Origin of the sequence: Niastella yeongjuensis (assembly GCF_900110245.1) — a bacterium.
Taxonomy (GTDB): Bacteria; Bacteroidota; Bacteroidia; order Chitinophagales; family Chitinophagaceae; genus Niastella; species Niastella yeongjuensis.
The window spans coordinates 418,043-438,822 of the sequence record NZ_FOCZ01000007.1 but is presented as its reverse complement, the minus strand read 5'-3'; the positions used below and the strand labels follow the sequence as shown (position 1 = coordinate 438,822).

15 protein-coding genes are annotated in these 20,780 nt (G+C 46.2%); 7 read left to right on the top strand and 8 right to left on the bottom strand.

What is annotated here, in order from left to right; genetic code table 11:
* Positions 1-2: 2 nt before the first annotated feature.
* Both BMX95_RS20870 and BMX95_RS20865 read left to right on the top strand, forming a co-directional pair.
* Positions 3-1,427, top strand: coding sequence for a hypothetical protein (locus BMX95_RS20870; RefSeq protein WP_081203733.1), 1,425 nt, complete (start codon positions 3-5; stop codon positions 1,425-1,427).
* An 11-nt stretch (positions 1,428-1,438) separates the two neighbouring features.
* Positions 1,439-1,792, top strand: coding sequence for a hypothetical protein (locus BMX95_RS20865; protein ID WP_081203734.1), 354 nt, complete (start codon positions 1,439-1,441; stop codon positions 1,790-1,792).
* Positions 1,793-1,804: 12 nt separating this feature from the next.
* On the opposite strand, the gene BMX95_RS20860 is transcribed toward BMX95_RS20865, so the two are convergent.
* From BMX95_RS20860 to gloA2, 3 genes are all read right to left on the bottom strand, one after another.
* Positions 1,805-2,218, bottom strand: a complete 414-nt coding sequence (locus tag BMX95_RS20860) for a hypothetical protein (RefSeq protein ID WP_081203735.1) — start codon at positions 2,216-2,218, stop codon at positions 1,805-1,807.
* A gap of 22 nt (positions 2,219-2,240) precedes the next feature.
* Entirely contained in the window at positions 2,241-2,549 is a 309-nt protein-coding gene (locus BMX95_RS20855; RefSeq protein WP_081203736.1) for a hypothetical protein, read from the bottom strand.
* 480 nt (positions 2,550-3,029) lie between these two features.
* Positions 3,030-3,419 carry an SMU1112c/YaeR family gloxylase I-like metalloprotein gene (gloA2, locus tag BMX95_RS20850; protein WP_081203737.1) on the bottom strand — a complete coding sequence of 130 codons (390 nt, stop codon included), beginning with the start codon at positions 3,417-3,419 and terminating at the stop codon, positions 3,030-3,032.
* Between the two features lie 94 nt (positions 3,420-3,513).
* Between gloA2 and BMX95_RS20845 the strand changes: the two genes are divergently transcribed.
* The 4 genes from BMX95_RS20845 to map all read left to right on the top strand — a co-directional run bounded on the left by BMX95_RS20845 (position 3,514) and on the right by map (position 11,578).
* The gene (locus tag BMX95_RS20845; protein ID WP_081203738.1) at positions 3,514-4,647 is read left to right on the top strand and encodes a YncE family protein; all 1,134 of its coding nucleotides are present in this window, start codon (positions 3,514-3,516) and stop codon (positions 4,645-4,647) included.
* Between the two features lie 244 nt (positions 4,648-4,891).
* Positions 4,892-9,703, top strand: a complete 4,812-nt coding sequence (locus tag BMX95_RS20840; RefSeq protein WP_081203739.1) for a PKD domain-containing protein — start codon at positions 4,892-4,894, stop codon at positions 9,701-9,703.
* Between the two features lie 10 nt (positions 9,704-9,713).
* A complete protein-coding gene (locus tag BMX95_RS20835) occupies positions 9,714-10,763 on the top strand; it encodes a PorP/SprF family type IX secretion system membrane protein (RefSeq protein ID WP_081203740.1) in 1,050 nt (349 codons plus the stop codon).
* Between the two features lie 50 nt (positions 10,764-10,813).
* Positions 10,814-11,578, top strand: coding sequence for a type I methionyl aminopeptidase (map, locus tag BMX95_RS20830; protein WP_081203741.1), 765 nt, complete (start codon positions 10,814-10,816; stop codon positions 11,576-11,578).
* Between the two features lie 14 nt (positions 11,579-11,592).
* Here the strand turns inward: map and BMX95_RS20825 are convergent, their stop codons facing one another.
* The 5 genes from BMX95_RS20825 to BMX95_RS20805 form a co-directional block, all read right to left on the bottom strand.
* Complete coding sequence (locus BMX95_RS20825; protein ID WP_081203742.1) at positions 11,593-12,000, bottom strand: response regulator; 408 nt, start codon at positions 11,998-12,000, stop codon at positions 11,593-11,595.
* Between the two features lie 176 nt (positions 12,001-12,176).
* Positions 12,177-13,700 (bottom strand): RagB/SusD family nutrient uptake outer membrane protein, encoded by a 1,524-nt coding sequence (locus BMX95_RS20820; RefSeq protein WP_081203743.1) that lies wholly within the window; start codon positions 13,698-13,700, stop codon positions 12,177-12,179.
* A gap of 11 nt (positions 13,701-13,711) precedes the next feature.
* On the bottom strand, positions 13,712-17,137 hold the full coding sequence (locus BMX95_RS20815; RefSeq protein WP_242673235.1) for a TonB-dependent receptor: 3,426 nt from the start codon (positions 17,135-17,137) through the stop codon (positions 13,712-13,714).
* A 222-nt stretch (positions 17,138-17,359) separates the two neighbouring features.
* Positions 17,360-18,514: a FecR family protein gene (locus BMX95_RS20810; RefSeq protein WP_081203745.1), complete on the bottom strand. Its 1,155-nt coding sequence runs from the start codon at positions 18,512-18,514 to the stop codon at positions 17,360-17,362.
* A gap of 68 nt (positions 18,515-18,582) precedes the next feature.
* Complete coding sequence (locus tag BMX95_RS20805) at positions 18,583-19,170, bottom strand: RNA polymerase sigma factor (RefSeq protein WP_133054050.1); 588 nt, start codon at positions 19,168-19,170, stop codon at positions 18,583-18,585.
* Positions 19,171-19,333: 163 nt separating this feature from the next.
* Between BMX95_RS20805 and BMX95_RS20800 the strand changes: the two genes are divergently transcribed.
* On the top strand, positions 19,334-20,743 hold the full coding sequence (locus BMX95_RS20800; RefSeq protein WP_242673236.1) for a DUF1593 domain-containing protein: 1,410 nt from the start codon (positions 19,334-19,336) through the stop codon (positions 20,741-20,743).
* The last annotated feature ends 37 nt before the right edge of the window (positions 20,744-20,780 follow it).

Genomic DNA, 20,780 nt, shown 5'->3' with positions numbered 1-20,780 from the left:
TTATGATTAAGCGCCTTTCTCTAAGTCTGGTCGTATTTCATTTGTTTTTAATAACCAGCTACAGCCAAAACCGACTAACCCCCACAGCCACGCGGATCTTCGACAAACTGACCAATGAATTTCACCACCGGGACACGTTAAAGCAATCTTCCGTGTGGGATCCTGCCACACGACAATTTATACCCTCCAATTTAGGCTTTTCAAAAGCTGGCCTGGATTCTATTTATAAACCTATTTTCGGCCGGGTGATGTTCGGTAGCGGCGACCTGGTGAACCAGGGATCTGCTTACGCCCTCACCGTTAACCAGTTTGAAACCCAGTTCAGCATGAACTACAACTGGATGGCTAACAAGAAGCAGTTTATGGGCAAATACTACAATTTGGGGTTTGCAGCTTCCAGTTCCTCAAAAACATTACCGGTTTTTTCAAAAGATGAATGGCAGCAGGGTTTCACGCTATCCTTTGGTGTTACACAACCATTTCGAAACACACTGAGTTATGATAAAAAGAAAGACTTTCCGGAAAGGCGACGCCGGGCAATGATCCTTTCCCTGAAAGAAGTATATCAACAACTATTGGTCGATTCTGCCATTCTTACCAACACCATACATCAGGTAGATACTGCGAACTTCGATAATGCTTTTATAGACAGTATTGCAATAATGACTTTAACTGGTAATAAAAACCTGGCCGACGAGCAGGCAAAAGTCGATCAGCTGAGATACCTGGGCTCATTAGATTCAGACTGCAACGAGGTGAAACATTTTGTTGATTCCAGCATAGCAGTTTTTGAGCAGAAGTACTTTAAGGATTTTGATTATGGGCTTTGGTGGTTTAATATACTTTTGCGTCCGGAATATAAGGGTATAAACCTTTACGACACCACAGCTGCCCGTATTGCCGGCGTTGAAAAGAAGAATTTTTTCCGGTTCGGCATAGAGGCATACATTAACCATGTGCATAGTGGTAAAAATCTGTTCTTATTTCAGGGAGGTGTCGGTGTTAAAAACAGCAACTACCTGGAGGGCCGTAAACCGGAGGATGTAGAGTTCTCGCTAACTCCCGAAGCAGATACGGCAGTTGTAGTAAACAAGAAAGGACTGGTCGTTACTGATTACGACAAGTATAAAAAGGCAATGTTATTGATCACGCCCTCAGCCGGCTTTAACTGGTTCTGGGGTGAAAAGCGCAGGTTCGGCTGGGAAACCTTTTTCAGTGCCAAACTGGCGATCAAGGATAAATTAATTCCGTTCGACAATGTATTTACTGTACGAACCGGGTTACTCATTTCCCTTAACGGAAAAAGCGACCTGGCCAAAAGCACCTTCGGCCTGCTGACGCAATGGGAAGATGTAAAGTTCAAATCTGCCAGCTTCAAAGATGGTTTCACTTTCAGTGTGCGGATTGGTATTCCATTTAACTTTTAAACTATCAGATTATGATTTCCTGTAAACTCGAACTAACCAATGGTGAGATCTTAGAGATCGCTTTTAAAGAAGGACAAACCTGTTCCCTAACCGTAAATGGCGGCAGTAAATACACATTCCTCCAACAGGATGGAAAACTAAAAGTGGGCTGGGAAATTGAAGTCCTCAGCCGCCCCGAAACTGTCCTGCGCCCCGACATCGTTTCCATAACGGTTATTCCTTTTATGGCAGAAAATTTCAAGGGGAATAATAAAGAAAAAGGAAAGCAGGAATTTGCCAGGCACAATTGCTGCACGTTAAATGGCCACGAGTATTGCATTTTCGACGGATGCGTAAATGCACCCTGCGGCCAGATTTGCGCCTGACAACAAATCTCTCTACGGGCAACATGCGCACCAACAAGTGTTGCCCGTACATAAGGCGTACCCTGCTTTGCCAGGCGTATCACAACCACATCCGCCGCAACCATATACAGTAAACACTTTGGGGATCCTGATTAATTTCCCGGGGTTTTCTTTGCTGAGTTGCGTATATATTTTATTCAAATCCTGAAAAAAGCTTTTAAACGGTGTGTTGGTTTGTACCTGACTCAATATGTCATGGTATTGTTGAGCGCTTACCTCTTTGGAAAGATCAACTTTCGACTGGTAGTTGATCGTTATTGTTACCGCCGTTGACTTATCCAGTTTTTTAATATCCTCTGCACTCAATGCTTTTATGTTTGAATGTGCAGTTTGTGAAAAGCCTGGCAGGGCTACGATGGTTAGTAAGATAAAAAAGTATGATTTCATGATTGTTGTATTTGAGCACAGCTTATGGCTGTACCATGGTAACAGGAATTGATTGATCTATTTTTAATCCTATTGGCGTAACGCCCATTCTGTTCGACACTAATACCGGTAGAAATTGATTGCCATAACTATCAGTTTTCAACTTTAACCGGATACTGGCATTGTCATCTACAGCAATAATTTTCACGTTCAACACTTCATTAGTGGCAATGGCTGGCACTTTTCGTGCCTGGGCTTTTGCAGAGGGGACTAACTCAAAATGGGTGAGGTTAACAAGAATGGCGAATAATAACAACACTATAAGCCCCAACAGAAAATTGGTCATTTTCATGGTCTTATTGTTTAATGTTTAAGAATAGATTGCTATTACTAAGGAAAGCTTTGAGAATTGCAATGCCAGGCTCGAAAAAGTAAGGTGATATTATTACCTTCAAGATTACAACCTATTACCGGAACAAAAACAGGTATTTTTCCCGTTTTTTTATTTATTGGAATACCCATGGAGTTGCACTGGAATCCCATTCCTCAGTGGATTCCTTTGGGTTTGCGCCGTGTTTGAGCCGGGATTCGTTTCGGTCTTGTTCGGGTGTTGTTCGGGTCTTGTTCGGAACCACCCGAAGGAAACCCGGCGTATACCCAATGAAAACCCGAACAAATCCCGAACAAAAGTGAGACAAGCTCCAGATATATGGTTGATATTCAATAAATTACCTTCTTTAAGAAATAATACATGCATCATACTTACCTGTTAATCAAATTATACAGCAACTTTCTCACTCCCATACCAAAACGCTATTCCCCGTATTGACAGCTATCTCAATTCATAAATCTCAATCGGTAAATTATCCGGGTCGCTAAAAAAAGTAAACCTTCTATCGGTAAACTCGTCCATGCGGATGGGTTCTACCACAATATTTTTTGATTGTAAACAGGCAACAGCCGCCTCTACATTGTTAACGCCAAAGGCAATGTGTCGTAACCCGGTTGCTTCTGGTCGCGACGGTCTTTGTGGCGGATTGGGGAATGAAAAAAGTTCAATCAGGTATTGGCCATTTAAGGAAAGATCCAATTTATAAGAATCCCTTTCCTGGCGGTATACTTCATTTTCAATGGTAAAACCTAAAATTTCCGTATAAAAACGCTTCGATCTTTCGTAGTCGGAACAAATAATAGCGATGTGATGTAGTCGTTCAATTTTCATTGGTCTATGTTACGATTTCTTTATCAACTCCTGCTGTTTGAGCCGATTTTTTCAGTATATTTAGTAATACAATTCATCATTCAGCGCCTTGCATATGAAAACAAATCCTTCCCTTTTTGGGCTATTTTTCAAGTTGTTTTTCTTCCTGTTGATCCTTGATTCAGGAACCGGTGAGGCGCAGGGCACGGCGAAAGCTTCCATCGAAACAAAGCGGTATCTCTATGTGGCCACGCCCGGCATCCGGGATTACCTGGGTTTTGGCGGGCACGGCATTCTGGTATTCGACATCAACAACAACCATCGTTTTATAAAAAGGATCCCGACACAGGGCCTTCATCCCAATGGCAAACCTTCCAATGTAAAGGGAATTGCAGTAAGTGTTCCGCTCAACAGCATTTATGTAACTACGTTGGAATCGCTGCAGCGTATTGATCTTTCTACCGACAAAATAGTGTGGGAGAAAAAGTTTGAAGGCGGTTGTGATCGGATGGCTATCTCACCCGATGGGCTCACCATGTACCTGCCTTCCCTGGAAAATACGTTCTGGAATGTGGTAGACTGTAAAACCGGTGATCTTATCAAAAAGATCCCCGTTTACAAAAGGGCGCATAATACCATTTACAGTCGTACCGGCAACCAGGTTTACCTCGATGATATCGGCAGTCCCTGGTTGTATATTGCCGATGCCAGACAGCATGAAATAAGCAGGAAGATAGGTCCCTTCGCCAACAATATCCGCCCTTTTACCATCAATGGTAAAGAGTCACTGGTTTTTGTGACTGTCGACAGCTTGTTGGGGTTTGAAGTAGGTGATCTGCAAAGTGGCGCCAAAATCGCACACGTGGAAGTAGAAGGGTGGGAACGCGGCCCGGTACGGCGGCATGGCAATCCCAGCCATGGCATTGGCCTTACGCCAGATGAAAAGGAACTGTGGTTGTGTGACGGCTATAATATGCGGTTGCACGTATTCGGTGCGGACGCTCCCTACCAGCAGCTTACCACTATTCCTGTTCAGGATATGCCCGGCTGGGTTACTTTCAGTATAGATGGAAAGTACGCCTATCCTTCCAGCGGGGAAGTGATAGATGTGAAGACCCGCAAAATATTGCTGTGCCTGAAAGACGAATTCAACAATAATGTTGCCAGTGAAAAAATGGTGGAAGTACAGTTCAACGGGAATAAACCTGTACGTGCCGGCAACCAGTTTGGTATTGGCAGCAAACCGTAAGACCTGGTTTTTCAAATATTATTTTTTTGCTACTTCGCAAAACAGGGGCAGGCAATCAATCCTTCAATTAATCATAAGCAGTTACAGAACAGCACCTTACACTTTATCATTATTCACCCTCCTGTATTTCTACCAATAGCTTATCTTGAATTTATGTAAGAATCACCAACGTTGATACTAGAATTACTATACTGAGCGTTTAACGCCGTATATCCCTAACCGACCCTAAGCTTTTCCAATAGATATGAAAACTAACATGGCGCTGTATAAAATCAGCGCGGCCCTATGCCTGCTGTTTTTTTTCAATAACGTGCATGCCCAGCTTACTGCCGATTTTTCTGCTGCTTCAACGGGAGGCTGCGCCCCCCTGCTGGTTAATTTTACCGACGCATCAACCGGCAATCCCGACACCTGGGAGTGGGACCTTGGCAACGGCACAATTTCCAACTATCAGCATCCGTCAATAACTTATTTCAACCCCGGTGTTTATACAATAAAACTGACCGTAAAAAAAGGAGCCAATTCCGCTACAGTAATCAAAACCCAATACATAAACGCCTATGCTTCGCCGGTCATCGATTTCACGCAATCAGCAACGATAGGTTGTTTTCCCTTAAATGTTGCCTTTACCAATCAAAGTAATCCGGGCAGCGGCACTGCATCCAGCTTTTTATGGGATTTTGGCGATGGTACTACCAGCACCCAGGAGAATCCCATCCATACCTATACCAGCACCGGGCAATACAACATTTCTTTAAAATCGGTAAACAGCAACGGGTGTACCGGCTCCGTTACCCGGGTTAAAGCGATCGATATTCAAACCGGGGTGAAGGCGTCATTTACAGTGGGGGGAGCGGCCAATTGCAGTGTGCCGGCCACCTTATCCTTTACGAATACCAGCACCGGTACCGGAACACTGAGTTATACCTGGGATTTTGGCGACGGCAGCCAGTCTACCCTTAGAGATCCGGTGCATACATTTACAGCCGCCGGCCATTACACCGTTAAACTGGTGCTCAAAAACAATACGGGCTGTACCGACACCTACATAAACACCAATGTGGAAGTAGGGGCCAACGAAGCTAAATTCACAGCCCCTGCCATCAGTTGCGTAAATGTGCCAGTTACTTTCTTTAATACAACAGCTGCCACGCCGATAGGCGTTTCCTGGAATTTTGGGGATGGCTTTACAGCCACCGGCACTCCTGCTACGCATTCCTATTTTTCCACCGGAACCTACACTATTACCGAAGTAGTTAATTTTGGCGGTTGTACTGCTACCAAAACCGGTACCATTCAAATAATCCCACGGCCTACTGTTGATTTCACGTCAGCCGACCGGCTAGCTTGTAAAGCACCTTATACAGTTTCCTTCCAGCCAATTGCCCCTGATGCAGTGGACTGGAAATGGGATTTTGGCGATGGCACTACCAGTACCGATAAGTCGCCTGCCCATACTTACAACACAGAGGGCCGTTTTAAAGTTTCGCTCACCATTACCAACAGTGCGGGTTGTAAAGTAACCGTTGATAAGACTGACTACGTGGTGATCCAAAAACCAATAGTAAGTATAGTAAATACGACTCAGGAAGGTTGTGTGCCTTACAACTTTAACCCGTTTTTGAATATCAATTCGCCAGTACCCATTACAGATTATTTGTGGAATTTTGGCGATGGCGCCACCAGCACGAGTGCCAACCCCTCGCATGTCTATACGCAAAAAGGCACGTATACACTCACCCTTACCTATCGAACAAAGGATGGCTGCCAGGAAACCATCAGCAGAAGCAATGTGGTAAAAGTAGGTAATAAGGTAACGGCCGACTTCACGGCCACTCCGTTGCAGACCTGCGCATCTGGCCCTGTCCAGTTTACCGATCTGTCAAAACCCATTCCGCCCGGAACAGATATAATAGATGAATGGTACTGGCAGTTTGGGGATAATGGCACGTCCATTCTCAAAAACCCATCCTACACCTACTCAGATACAGGTAAATTCAGCGTATCACTAACGGTAAAAAGCAATGGCTGTGATTCCTGGATCACCAAATTCAATTATGTCCGGATCATACCGCCCGTTGCCCGGTTTAAAGAGATATTAAATTGCAGCAATCCCTACTGGAGATCGTTTGATAACAGGTCTTTGGTCGACAGGACAGTGGCGCCCGTATCATTCCAGTGGAATTTTGGAGATGGCACTTCGTCTACTGCCGAGTTTCCTTCACACACTTATACTGCACCCGGTAAGTATACGGTCACCCTAACGGTAATAAATGGCGGATGTAGCCATAGTACGGCCATGAATGTTTTTATCGTCGATAACGTCCTGGGCTTTACGGCAACGAAAGACACCATCTGTCCTAATTCGAGTGTTCAATTCGACATGACGATCAGTGATGCCACCAATGTGGTCTCAAAATATATTACATCTTCTTATTCAGGGAAAACCTGGTATAACGTAAATACAGTTGCGGAAACCTACCCGTACCCGGGCAACTATACGGTAACCGCCGTAATAATTGACACCAATAAATGTTTCAAAAGCATACCGCTTCGGGTAAAAGTGATCCAAACCAACGCCGCCTTTTTTGCGCCCACTGCAGCCTGTATCAATGCACCGGCAGTATTTACAGATCAGTCGTGGGCGGATGCACCACTTACCATAACCGGCCGGAAAATCAATTATGGGGATGGCTCACCCGATGAGGTGAACCCTGCCGCCTTTAAACATACCTGGTCAAACGCCGGCAATTATACCATCTCATTAATTGCAATCGACAGTAAAGGATGCGCCGATACCACGTTTAGAAATTTCCTGGTGGCTGACCCGCACGCTACCTTTATTTCGCCCGACTCCATGAGTTGTTCCGGAGCTACCATTTCCTTCAGAAGCAGTGATCCATCGTTTACCTATACCTGGGATTTTGGCGATGGGCAAACCGGCAACGGTTCTAACCCCATTCATACCTATGCTAACGAGGGAACTTACAGCATACAAATCAACTTCAGGGACCAGTATGGCTGTCGCAATTCCTTTAGTAAGTCAAACTATATTCATATAAACAACCCGGTGGCCAGCTTTACCATCAATGCCAATCAGGCTGCCTGTCCGCCGCTGGTGGTGCAGTTCACCAGCACTTCCAAATTTGCAGAAAGTGTGCAATGGGATTTTGGCGATGGCAACACTTCCAACCTGAGTGGCCCCACGCACTTTTATACATATCCCGGTGAGTATTCGCCCATACTGAAAGTAACCAGTAAAGGCGGCTGCGTGGATATTATTCACGATCAGAAAATAACTATCAACGGCCCCAAGGGTACGCTTTCTTATAATAAAACACCCGGCTGTGCGCCACTGGCGGTGAATTTTACAGCCACTACCGTCGATGCCGTATCCTTTATCTGGGACTTCAACGATGGCGCTACTGCACAGGCAACCGGTTTGCAGACAGCCCATACCTATAGCAGGCCCGGCAGCTATTTACCGGGAATGATCCTGAAAGATGCCAAGGGTTGTCAGGTACCGGTAACCGGTAAAGATACCCTGTACGCATACGGTATAGAAGCCTCTTTAAAGACAGACAAACAATCTTTGTGCGACCAGGGTATTGTTCAATTCAATGATGCTTCTGTAACCAATGACATCATCACCAACTATAACTGGACGCTGGGCGACGGCACCACTGCCAGCACCAAATCGTTTTCCCACCAATACTTTACCGTGGGCAGTTATCCGATAAAACTGCAGGTAACCACCCTGCATAACTGTAAAGACGATACCGCATTAGCGGTACCCATTGCAGTAATACCATCGCCCAAAGCAGGTATTACCGGGCCTACGGCAGACTGTGTACCGGTGAATTTTCAATTTACAGGCAGCCTGTTAAACAGCAATCCTTATCCGTTATCATGGAGCTGGGATTTTGGGAACGGACAAACTGCCCTCACCAAAGATCCGCCACTGGCCAGCTACGACCGGGCGGGCAGTTACAATGTATCGCTCACCATCACCAATTCTTATAATTGTTCGGGTAAATATGTTTATCCGGTTGTTATATATCCGTTGCCACCTATCGATGCGGGAAGTGATATCGTAATTTGCCGCGACCAGCCCAAATTATTGCAGGCTACAGGTGCAGTAAATTATACCTGGACTTCAACCGGTAACCTGTCGTGCACTACCTGCAGCAGTATAATGGTGAACCCGGTATCCACAGTAAAGTATTATGTGGAAGGAGAAAGCATACATGGTTGTAAGGCCACCGATTCGGTACTGGTAACCGTACAGCAGCGCTTTACCGTTTCGGCCAACAGCGGCGATACCCTCTGTACCGGTGAGATCTATCGGTTGCAGGCCAGCGGCGCCGATCTGTATAACTGGACACCGGCCTCGGGTTTGGACAATCCCCAATCCGCCACCCCCAATGCTAAACCGCAGGCCACCACGCTGTACCAGGTTATAGGAAAAGACCAGTACAGTTGTTTTGCCGATACAGCCTATGTCCCACTTGTGGTATACCCATATCCCAAATTGACGCTTGAAAAAGAAAAAACTGTCATTGTAGGCACCTCGGTAACCTTGCAACCAGCCATTTCCTCAGATGTGATCAGCATTAACTGGTCACCTGCTACCTGGCTCAGTTGCGACAATTGCCCTGCGCCGGTTAGTACCCCTAAACAAACTATTCAACACAAACTGAAAGTAGCCAACGAAGGGGGTTGTGTAACGGAAGAATCCATCACACTCTTTGTAGTATGTAACGGTGAGAACATTTTTGTCCCAAATACATTTTCTCCTAACGGCGATGCCAACAATGATGTGTTTTTTCCAAGAGGAAAAGGCATTTCGTTTATACAAAGGTTCCGCGTTTACAATCGCTGGGGCGAGGAAGTATTTAAACAACTGGATTTCTACACCAACGATGCGTCAAAAGGGTGGAACGGCCAGTATAAAGGAGCACCGGCCCGGGAAGATGTATACGTTTATGTGGTTGAAGTGGTTTGTGAGAACGGCCAGGCCCTTACGTTTAAAGGAGATGTTACATTAATTCGTTAACCCCGTCATTATGCCCCTAACATTAACTAATTGCAGATTGTGGTTCACCCTGACAAGCGTTTTGCTTGGCCTGTTGCCGCAAGCCATAAAAGCCCAGGACATACATTTCTCACAGTTTTTTGAAGCACCGCTGTTGCGCAATCCGTCACTGGCAGGGGTGTTTGATGGCGATATCCGGTTGCAACTGGTGTACCGCAACCAGTGGCAAAGTGTTACGCCCAATTCATTTCGCACCGCGTCTATCAATGGCGAGTATAAAATGCCTGTGAATGGGGGAGATGACTTTTTTACAGTAGGCGGACAGGTACTGCTGGATAAAGCCGGATCGGCCGTTCAGTCAACCACCCATTTACTGCCTGTTGTCAATTACCACAAGTCGCTTAGCACCCAAAAAACAAGTTACCTTTCACTGGGTTTTATGGGTGGCTGGGTGCAGAAAAGCATAGACTATTCGAAAATCACCACCAACAACCAGTATGCAAATAACAACTGGAACCCAATGGCCCCAACCGGAGAAACCATTACAGACCCCACCATTGGTTATTGGGATGGCAGCGTAGGCATGAATTTCAATACCTCGTTAGGCAGCGATGACCAGCATATGTTTTTTATAGGGGCGGCTTATCATCATTTAAACCGTCCTAAATCTTCATTTTACCGGGATGCCGCCATTGAATTACATCCCAAGTATGTTTTTTCGGCTGGTCTTAAATATGCCATCGATGATTACAACAGTTTCACCCTTCACCAGGATGTGTTTATACAGGGGGCGTCCCGGGAAATTATCGGCGGTGGCTGGTATTCTCATATTTTGGGCGACTTTCCTGATGATCCGGTGTATGTGGTACATGGCGGCCTGTTTATTCGCTATAAGGATGCCATTGTTCCGGTAATAAAAACAGATATCCGGTCATTTTCCATTACACTAAGCTACGACATCAATACTTCGCCATTAAAAACGGCCAGTCAGCTGCGCGGCGGGTTTGAACTGGGGCTATCGTTTAAGGGTTTCCGAAAAAACAACAGCAGCCAGGACAAGGTGCTTTGTCCGAGGTTTTAGGTAAATTCGAAAAAGCGTAACTTTGGGAAGAACCAAAGGATAAGAACAATATGTCAATAAAAAATGAAGCTGAGCTGGCCGGGATGAAAAAGATAAGTGAAGCCGTTGCCAACACCTTAAAGGAAATGAGCAACTATGCCCAACCCGGCATGTCCACAAAAGAGTTAGACAACTACGGAGCAACAATCCTTGCGAAATTTGGTGCAAAATCTGCACCTCTCTTAACCTATGGTTTTCCGGGTTACACCTGTATCAGTGTAAACAATGAATTCTGCCATGGTGTACCATCCGACAACAGAATACTTCAGGAAGGCGATTTGATCAACATAGATGTTTCAGCCGAATTAAACGGCTTTTGGTCAGACAATGGCAACTCGTTTGTTCTTGGGAAGGACGTTCATCAACATCAGAAGCTGGTAGATGCGTCCAAACAGATCCTGCACAAAGCAATCTATAATATCAAAGGCGGCGTTCGCATTCAGGACGTCGGCGAGTTGATTGAAACGGAGGCGAAGAAACGCGGTTTCAAAGTAATTAAGAACTTAACCGGGCATGGTGTTGGCAGAAGCCTGCATGAAGAACCCAGCGAGATAGCCAACTTCAGAGACAAGTACAACCAGACAAGATTTAAAAAGAATTCCGTGGTTGCCATTGAAACGTTTATTACCACCACTTCTACGTTTGCAGAAACCCTGCAGGACGGCTGGACAATGGTTGGCAACAAGGGCGGCTATATGGCGCAACACGAACATACCATCGTAGTTACAGAAGGCAACCCGATTATATTAACGGAAATGAATGGTGTTTGGAATTGACAGGCAACATTGGCTTAATTGGCCTCGCAACAGGCGGCAACCATTTCCGATGCAATTCTTTTAAGCCCATGCATGTCATTCGCCTTTACAATGTATTTCAATGCGCCGGTTTGAAGACATTTATGCTGATAGGTTTGTGAGCTGGAAGTGCTCCACACAATTTTAGGTACATGTTGTAAGTAGGGGATAGCTGCCAATTTTTCCAGTACTTCCAACCCCGACACAACAGGCATATTATAATCGAGAATAATAAGACAGGGTGGTTCTTTCTGCATGCTGAACAAATACTCCATTACCTGCATGCCATTGTAAAACTGCTTTACGAGAATAGAAGGCTCTAGTCTGTGTATCTCTTCTGTTAATAGTTCCTGATCGTCTACATCGTCGTCGACCAGTAAAATTATCGCCTGATCTTTACACATAGTTGCACTTTAAGAAACCGGAAATTTAATTATTACGGCGCAAAATTAATTGAAAACAGCATATAGAATTTATCCAGATCAGAAGATATTTTTAATTCTAATAAATATTTTAAAAAAAGAATCCTCCCGACGTGTCGGGAGGATTCTGATCTAATGAAACGATGTTATTGCGTCAATTAATAATCTAAATTCTGCTCCCAGTTGGTCCGGGTTTTCATCTCATTTTGGGGAATGGGTAACAGCAGGTCTTTTTTAGCGGGCAGCTGGCCATTCAATTTGGAATGATAATACTGGGCAAAGGTCTTCAGGGTATTCACGGCTTCGGTTTCGCCCCAGCGCACCAGGTCGAAGTAGCGCCTGCCTTCCCCAATGAATTCATACTTTCTTTCGCGTTTGATGTCATCCAGGGTGGGTGCTCCGGCCAATACCGGCTGACCGGCACGGGTGCGGATGGCATCTACGTATTGTTTGGCGTCGCCTGCCTTTCCATTTTTGATCAGTGCTTCGGCATACAGCAGGTATACATCCGCGTCGCGCAGGATGGGGAAATTCCGGGGCTGATCGTTCCAGGCTTTTATGTTGGTATTGGTATTGTCCTTTTCCAGGAATTTGGTTACGATATTCTTCAACACAAATGTGCGGGTAGTTACGGTGCTTAGTGCGTTCCAGTAACCGGTATCGATACTGGCTGCAAACCGCAGGTCTTTTTTTGCTTTCATGTCATTCACCAGGAAACTATCCACCCTCATATCCTGTCCCTGCAACGAATAAGTAGCATACATCCACTCGGGAAATGGCGTGCCGGATGAAGCTGAACTGGTACAAAAAGCTGCCAGACTGGAACCAATGTTCGGTCCGTTGGAAGCAAACTGAATGGAAAACAGATCGTATTTATTTTCATTGGCAAGGGTAAACAGGTTGGCATATACCGGTGCAAAACGGTTTTTTACATCGGTAATAATGCTGCCCAACACTGTTTCCGCTTTAGCATAGGCAGAAGCATCATTCAACGGATACCCTGCCATGGTCATATATACCTGCCCCAACAGCGCATTGGCGGCCAGGCTGCCTACACGGCCTGCATCGGCCCCCGTATACACCTTCTCCAGGTTAGCAGCGGCATCCTGCAGGTCGGCGATGATCTGCGTATAGATCTCTGCTGCGGGGGTACGGGGCAGTGCAACCGCCTCCTCATTTTCTATCGGTTTGGTAATAAGTGCCACCGGCCCAAATGACCTTACCAGTTCGGAATAGGCGTACGCCCGCAAAAATTTGGCTTCAGCTCGATAACGGCCATATTGATCTTCAGGCGTATAATGCAGCAGGTTGTTCGCTTCTTTAATTAGCTGGTACAACCGTGCAAAAATGGCAGAGACCGTGCCCGAGGTGGGCGTGGTCAGGTATTTGCGAAGGTCCAGCTGATCGTTTTGCGCAGATGTTTCACCGGCGATGTACAACAGATCAGAACGGTTCTCCGAAGCCAGCCAGAAATAATCGGTGGCAAAATCTGTATTGGTACCATTCCGGCCCAATCGGGCATACATGCCCAGAGTGGCTTGCTTTACGTCAATTTCATTCGCATAAAACTTATTGCTCGTATTGTTTTCAACCGGCGTTATATCAAGTATTTTGTTACAGGCCATCATTGTCATAAGACTACTCACGGCAATGAGGGTATATATGGTTTGTATTTTTTTCATTTGGCGTGGTATTAAAAGGTGGTAGTTAAACCGAATGAGAATGTTCTTGCCTGTGGATAGGAACCCCAGTCAGACGAAGCATTATCCTGCGTGGCGCCTTCGGGTGAATAACCGGGATAATATTTATCAAACAGGTATACGTTATCGCACGAGGCATATACTCGAAATGACCTGAACGCTTTCTTAAGCACCGGCAGGTTATAACCCAGGGTGATATTCTTGATGCGCAGATAAGCGGCACTGTACATCCAATTGGCATCGTACTGACTCGTAACTGCTGAATAGAACGCAGGCACTTTGCCATTACCCGGGTCAGATTCGGACCAATACGCATCTTTTAGCCAGCTTGCCATATAATTCCACTTCGGATCATTGGTAGCCCGGTTCCAGGCACGTGAACCGATCGATAACAGGTCGCCACCAACCCGGCCCTGGATCAGGATGGAAAGATCAAAGTTGTGGTAGCTGAAGGTATTGGTAATGCCATATTCAAATTTGGGTTGAAAACTGCCGGCCACTACATAGTCATCGGCGTCAATTTTCCCATCGGGTTTGGCATCAACATATTTTGTATCGCCAGGCTTTTGTCCTGAATAAACAGGCACATTGGCAACCAGGACGCCCGAAGCATCCTTGGTGAAATCAGATTCACGCAAAACGCCTGCGGTCTGTAATAAATAATAAGAATTAATAGGATTGCCTACCCGTTGAATGATGGTATTATTCAGTCCCGTTTTTATATCTGCGTTGTCATTGGTGAGTGCGGTGATCTTATTACGGTTGAACGATACATTGACAGCTGTATTCCAACGGAAAGTTTTGTGCATGATGTTGGCCGTATTGATCTCCAGCTCCAGTCCCTTATTTTCCACGCTACCCACATTGTCATACATATTGGTAAAGCCCGTTGTCAGGGATACCGGTGCATTCAGCAACAGGTCGGTTGTTTTTTTATAATACACATCTGCCGACACATTCACCCGGTTATTGAATACCCCAACATCAAGCCCCAGGTTATAACTATTGGTTTTTTCCCAACGCAATTTTGAATTGGAAATATTGCCCACTACAAAACCATTGAACATTGTCTGCGTAGACCCTACCGGGTAATTCAATGCAGCCATACTGGAAAGAAACGCTGAGTTTCCGATGCGGTCATTACCTGCCTGTCCCCAGGCCAGGCGCAATTTAGCGGTGCTTAACCAGTTGACTTTATTCAGAAAAGCCTCTTCGCTCATTACCCAGCCTGCAGAAAGCGAAGGAAAAATGCCCCAGCGGTTATTAGGACCAAACTTTGAAGATCCGTCGCTCCGCAATGAGCCAGCCAACAGGTATTTGTTATCAAAGTTATATTCTGCCCGGCCGAAGTAAGAGATCAGTGCATTTTTGGCTGCCCCAATAGTATTTGTCTTAACATCTTTGTAGCGCCCATAAACAAAAACATAGGATTTGTCGTCTGGAAAACCCGTCACTTCCTGGTTCGTTGTTTCTTCGTTGTACGTTTCCTGTGAAGCGCCCAGCAACAGGTTGATCCCATGCATGCCAATTTGCTTTTTATAGTTCGCCGTTGCCTGTAAAAGCAGGCTGTTGCTAAGAAGCGTTGTTTTTTTGGAGGTAGAATTCTGCCCCGGTGTTTGCGTATCCCAGTTTGTTTGAGCATACGTTGGGCTATAAGTGCGTTCTGTATTGGCGCGGTAATTCCAGCCTACCAGTCCCCGCACGTTTAATCCATCTATAACATTTACATCGGTAGTGAAAGCCGTGTTCAGCCGGGTATCTTTATTGATGCGATCATAATCCATTGCCTGTACATAAGGGCTGATCACATTAGGGCCGGGGCCCCAGCCATCATAGTATTTGCTGGGTTGCGCGCCTGCTTCCCTGCCGGTACCGGCCAGTACCCAGCCGGGTAAACTCAACATACGGGCCACGGCGTTGTCTTTGCCATCCACATTGGCGCCGGTGAGGGTGCCAACGGAAGGAGAGATGTTCATTCCAATTTTTACACGGTCGCTTACTTTAGCTTCCATATTGCCACGGAATGAATAACGTTTGTAGTTAGAACCTACAATGATCCCATCCTGGCTATAGGCGCCGCCTGAAAGGGAATAATTCACGATGTCATTGGCGCCGGATGCTCTTAACTCCACGTTGTTTACCGGCGCATTGCGCAACACCACATCCTGCCAGTCGATCCGCTCCAGGGCATCGGTTCCCCAATAAGGATCATAGATGCCATAGGTAGCCCGGATGCCCAGCAGATCGGCGCGGGTACTATAGGTTTTACCGGTTTTAGAGGTGGCATATTTAATGCGGTCTTCCTGACTAACAGATGCATCCTGGCCACTGGCGGTTGTCCAGATCCGGTCGAGCCATTTTTTGTTGAAGTCGATCCACTCATCGGGACTCAGCACATCCACTTTCTTTTCAGCAGCAGCCACTGCGGTATAGGCCGATAAAGAAAGGGTGGGTTTGCCCGGCTTGCCTCGTTTGGTAGTTACAATGATCACCCCGTTTGAACCGCGGGAACCATAAATGGCCGCCGAGGACGCATCTTTCAGCACATCGATGGAGGAGATATCGGAAGGATTGACGCCGGATAAATTATCCAACGGCACCCCGTCTACCACGTAGAGTGGGGTAGCAGTACCGGAAATAGAAGCAGCACCACGCACCTGTACGGTGATGTCAGCACCGGGTGCACCCGTAGTATTGCGAACTGCTACGCCGGCCAACTGGCCTTGCAGTGCCTGTTCTATGCGGGTAATGGGCCGCTCCTGAATTTGCTTTTCACTTATTTTGGCAATGGCGCCGGTAACATTCCCTTTTTTCTGGGTACCATAACCATAAGCGATCACTTCAATTTCATCGAGTTTGGTAGTAGAGCGCTCCAGCGTAATTGTTAATGACTGGGCGGCAGAATTTATTTTAACGGTAATGGTTGTATAGCCTATAGAGCTGATGGTTAACACCTCACCCACTGCAGCATTTATGGAGAACGATCCATCGGCTTTGGTGATAACCCCGGTATTGGTTTTATTGATCATTACGTTAACACCGCCCAATGGATGACCATCACTATCCCGGACAATACCTTTGATCTCTTCAACCAGTTTTGGCTGGTCAGCAACAGGAAGGGGAATCGCCCTACGGCTTAATAAGATCGATTTTACCGAGAGTTTGTAGCCAATAGGCCGGTTGGCAAATAGTGTTTCCAGGAACTGGGTAAGCGGCTGGTCGCGCACCGTGAGGGTAACCTTTCCGGCATCTTTCAACATGTCTTTGGTGTAAAGAAAAACATAACCGGTTTGATGTTCTACCGCAGCAAACACTTTTTCGATTGATACCTGTTTACCGGTAAAGGTTACCGTTTGAGAAAGGCCGTTGGCCGATACGTTCAGGAAAGCAGTCGTCAATAATAGTACAGTTAGCTTCATAACTAACAGTGGTTTAGTAAAGCGACGGGGGCTTTGGCAAGCAAGCCCGCCACAGTTAGCAGTTTTTGGCATATTTTTGTCCTGTTTAGTGATAAAAAATCAGTCCGCGAAGACTTTCATTATTACTGACGTTGAGCCAGGGGTGTTAGCGCATCACTGGCTTTTTTGTCAGCAATATTTTTTCATACAATCGTTTTGGTATATAGCTTTTATGTTGGTCGTTTATTTACTTTTTACATGAAGCGTTTTGCCATTCAACCTGCATTCCAAATCCAGGTTTTTCAGGTAGTCGAGAATATCCGATAAAGGCACCGCCCGGTTTAACTTGCCCTGAAATTCCATATCGGGAACCACCCCTTCATATTGAACCGTAACATCGTACCATCTTTCTATCTGATGCATAAAGTCTTTCAATCCGGCACCGGCCAGGTTGAACAAACCATTTTTCCAGGCCATTACTTCATCTGTCTGAACCGGGATTATCCGGGATGTCTGCGATGATTGAGATAGGATGGCTTGTTGGCCGGGTTTCAGGACAACTGAATTCTCTCTGCCTTCTGCCTTCTGCCCTCTGCCCACTTTCACGCTTCCTTCCAATAAAGTGGTCATTATATTGCCATCATCACCATATGAATTGATATTGAAGTGTGTCCCTAAAACTTCCACTTCCGATTTATTATTAACATTTACTTTGAAGGGTTTTGTTTTATCCTTTGCCACTTCAAAATATACTTCACCGGTTATGGTCACTTCTCTTTGGGGGCCTGTAAAGTCGATGGGGAACCGGATGCTGGAGGCGGCATTCAACCATACCCGGCTGCCATCCGGGAGAATGATCTGGTATTGCCCACCATTAGGCGTAGTGACTGTATTATACAAAACCGGTGCGTTACCGGTCATTTGTTTATCGGCATGATAAGCCAGGCTGCCGTTGTGCTGGATCAGGACCTTGGTTTGTCCCTGCACCTGTAAGCCACCGGCGGTAGTGCTGTCAAGCACCACCTCACTTCCATCTGCCAGGGTTAAAATGGCTTTGTTGCCACCGGGCAGCACATCAGTAATGGTTTTATTGACCAGTTTTGCGGGCGGATTGTCTTTGTTTGAAAAGCTGGATGAATTGACCCAGAAATAACCGGTACCCGATGCCAGTATAACAATGGCCGCACAGGCCGCCACAAGGGCCCAATTCCTGTGGCGTCGAATATCGACTACAGGAGCAGCTCCCGCTTTATCTGAGGCTACAATCGCCTCCAGCACCCCTGCAGCCACTTCGGGCGGCATAGGTGTTTGAGCAGGCTGCTGCAGCATTAATGCTATCCTTGCTTTTACCTCTTCATCACGTCCCCCGGCTAACAGGTCATCGATTGGTTCATCCATAAATTGTGCTTGATACAGTTATAGTCTGTTGAACAATCCGGTTTGGGGGGGAAAGCTTAAAAATATTTTTAAAGCACCTTCAACACTATTAAAATTGTAAGGCTGACATTTACCTGGGTTAAACAGTAGGCCCGGATGCTGCGCAGGGATTGCTCCAGGTTATACTTTACGGTTTCCGGCGAAACGCCTAACTCCAATGCAGCAGCCTTTCTGGAAAGGCCCTGTTGTTTTATCAACTGGTAGGTTAACCGCTGCTTTTCCGGCAAACGGGCTATGGCGCGGGCGAGAATGGCATCGTAATCCTTGTTTTCCAACAAAATAGCAGGTGTATGATGTTCGGTTTCGGGGTCAATGGTCTGTTGCAGATCACGTTGGCGCTGCCTTTGTTTCAACGCATCGTAGATCTTGTTGCCGGCCATCCGGTTCAAATAGGCAGCCAGATAAGTGATAGCAGGGGCATTTCTTCTTTGGAGCCAGAGATCGAGGAATACATCCTGCACAATTTCTTCCGCCAGTAATGCAGAGCCGGATAAATGCAGGGCAGTACTGTAGATGGGATCCCGGTAGCGTTCAAAAATATAACTGAACACGGTTTCCTCACCACCAGCCAGCATTTGTAACAATTCCCTTTCTGTAAAAGTATTTTCGGGGAGCACTATATGGCAAGCAATTTAGCGGGTAAAATTAAGAAAAAAGGAAAAAGGACCATCCTGTGGTTCAACCCTTATATTTGTAATAAATACAATTGCTTGCTCTATGGAAATCCTCAGGCATTCACGGATGGTCCGCCATTCCTGTTTAAAAATTGTTATTTGCTTATTGCTTTCCGGAATAACTACTTATACATGGGCGCAATCTGCTTTATCTTCCACCCGGCCCCGCGTAATCGCTACCAGCGACGGGGAGATCGATGACGAATGTTCCCTGGTCCGTTTTCTGTTGTATACCAATGAATGGGATGTAGAAGGCATCATTACTTCCAGTTCGCAATATCACTGGCATGGGCATAAATGGGCCGGTGACGATTGGGCGCAGCCTTACCTGGAAGCCTACGGAAAAGTTTGGCCGAACCTCGTTAAACATGATAAACGATATCCAACCAAAGAATATTTACAACAACGCACCTTCCCCGGAAATGTAACCACGCAGGGCGAAATGGATTCCATAACACCCGGTTCACAACACATTGTAAAAGTGTTGTTAGACAAATCAGATCCGCGCCCGGTCTGGCTGCAGGCCTGGGGCGGCACCAATACCATTGCCCGGGCGTTGAAAACAATAGAACAGGAACATGCAGAACGCATGGCCGAAGTAGCCGCTAAGCTGCGGTTATTCCTCATCTGGGAGCAGGATTCTACTTATCAATCGTATATCCGGCCACATTGGGGCAAATACAATATGTTAACCATTATCTCCGATCAGTTTGAAGCCATTGCCTATCGTTGGAAGACCCTCATACCAAAAGAATTACAACCTTACTTCGATGCCGCGTGGATGAATGCACATATTCTTCAGGATCATGGTGCATTGTGTGCCTTGTATAAGGCGCATGTACAGGGCGACAAGGATTTTTCAGCAGGTGATTTTAGGTCAGAGGGTGATTCCCCCTCGTTTATGCATGAGATCACAACCGGCTTAGGCAATTTGGAACACCCGGATTGGGGTGGGTGGGCCGGTCGTTACATAAAGGTGCGCGACAATACCTGGCTTGATCCGGTGCCGGATAAGAATTACGCATACCCGGAAGGCCGTTATTATTCGAGCAACTCCTGGAGCAGAATGGTTGCCAGGAGTGGCGCCACTGTGGAAACCGACAGTAACTACCGCCGTTATTTCGAACCCATCTGGCGCTGGTCTGCCGCTTTTCAAAATGACTTTGCCGCACGGGCCAACTGGTGCGTTAAACCTTATAAAGAAGCCAATCATGCACCGGTAGTAAAGTTGGCGCATACTGCAGCATTGAAAGCAAAACCAGGCGCCACAGTACCACTTAGTGTGATAGCAAGCGACCCCGATGGCAATCCTTTACACTACCAATGGTGGGTGTATACCGATGCCGGCACGTATAAAGGCAATGCGGTTATTCCAATTGCAACCAATAAAACAACCTCAATCACCGTACCCCGCGATGCCCTAAACGGACAAACGATCCATGTGATCTGCGAGGTAAGTGACACCGGCAGTCCGGTATTGACAAGGTATCAACGCGTAGTTATTACGGTTCAGTAAATTCCCTGTTCTATTAAAAATAGTTTAACTTTTACCC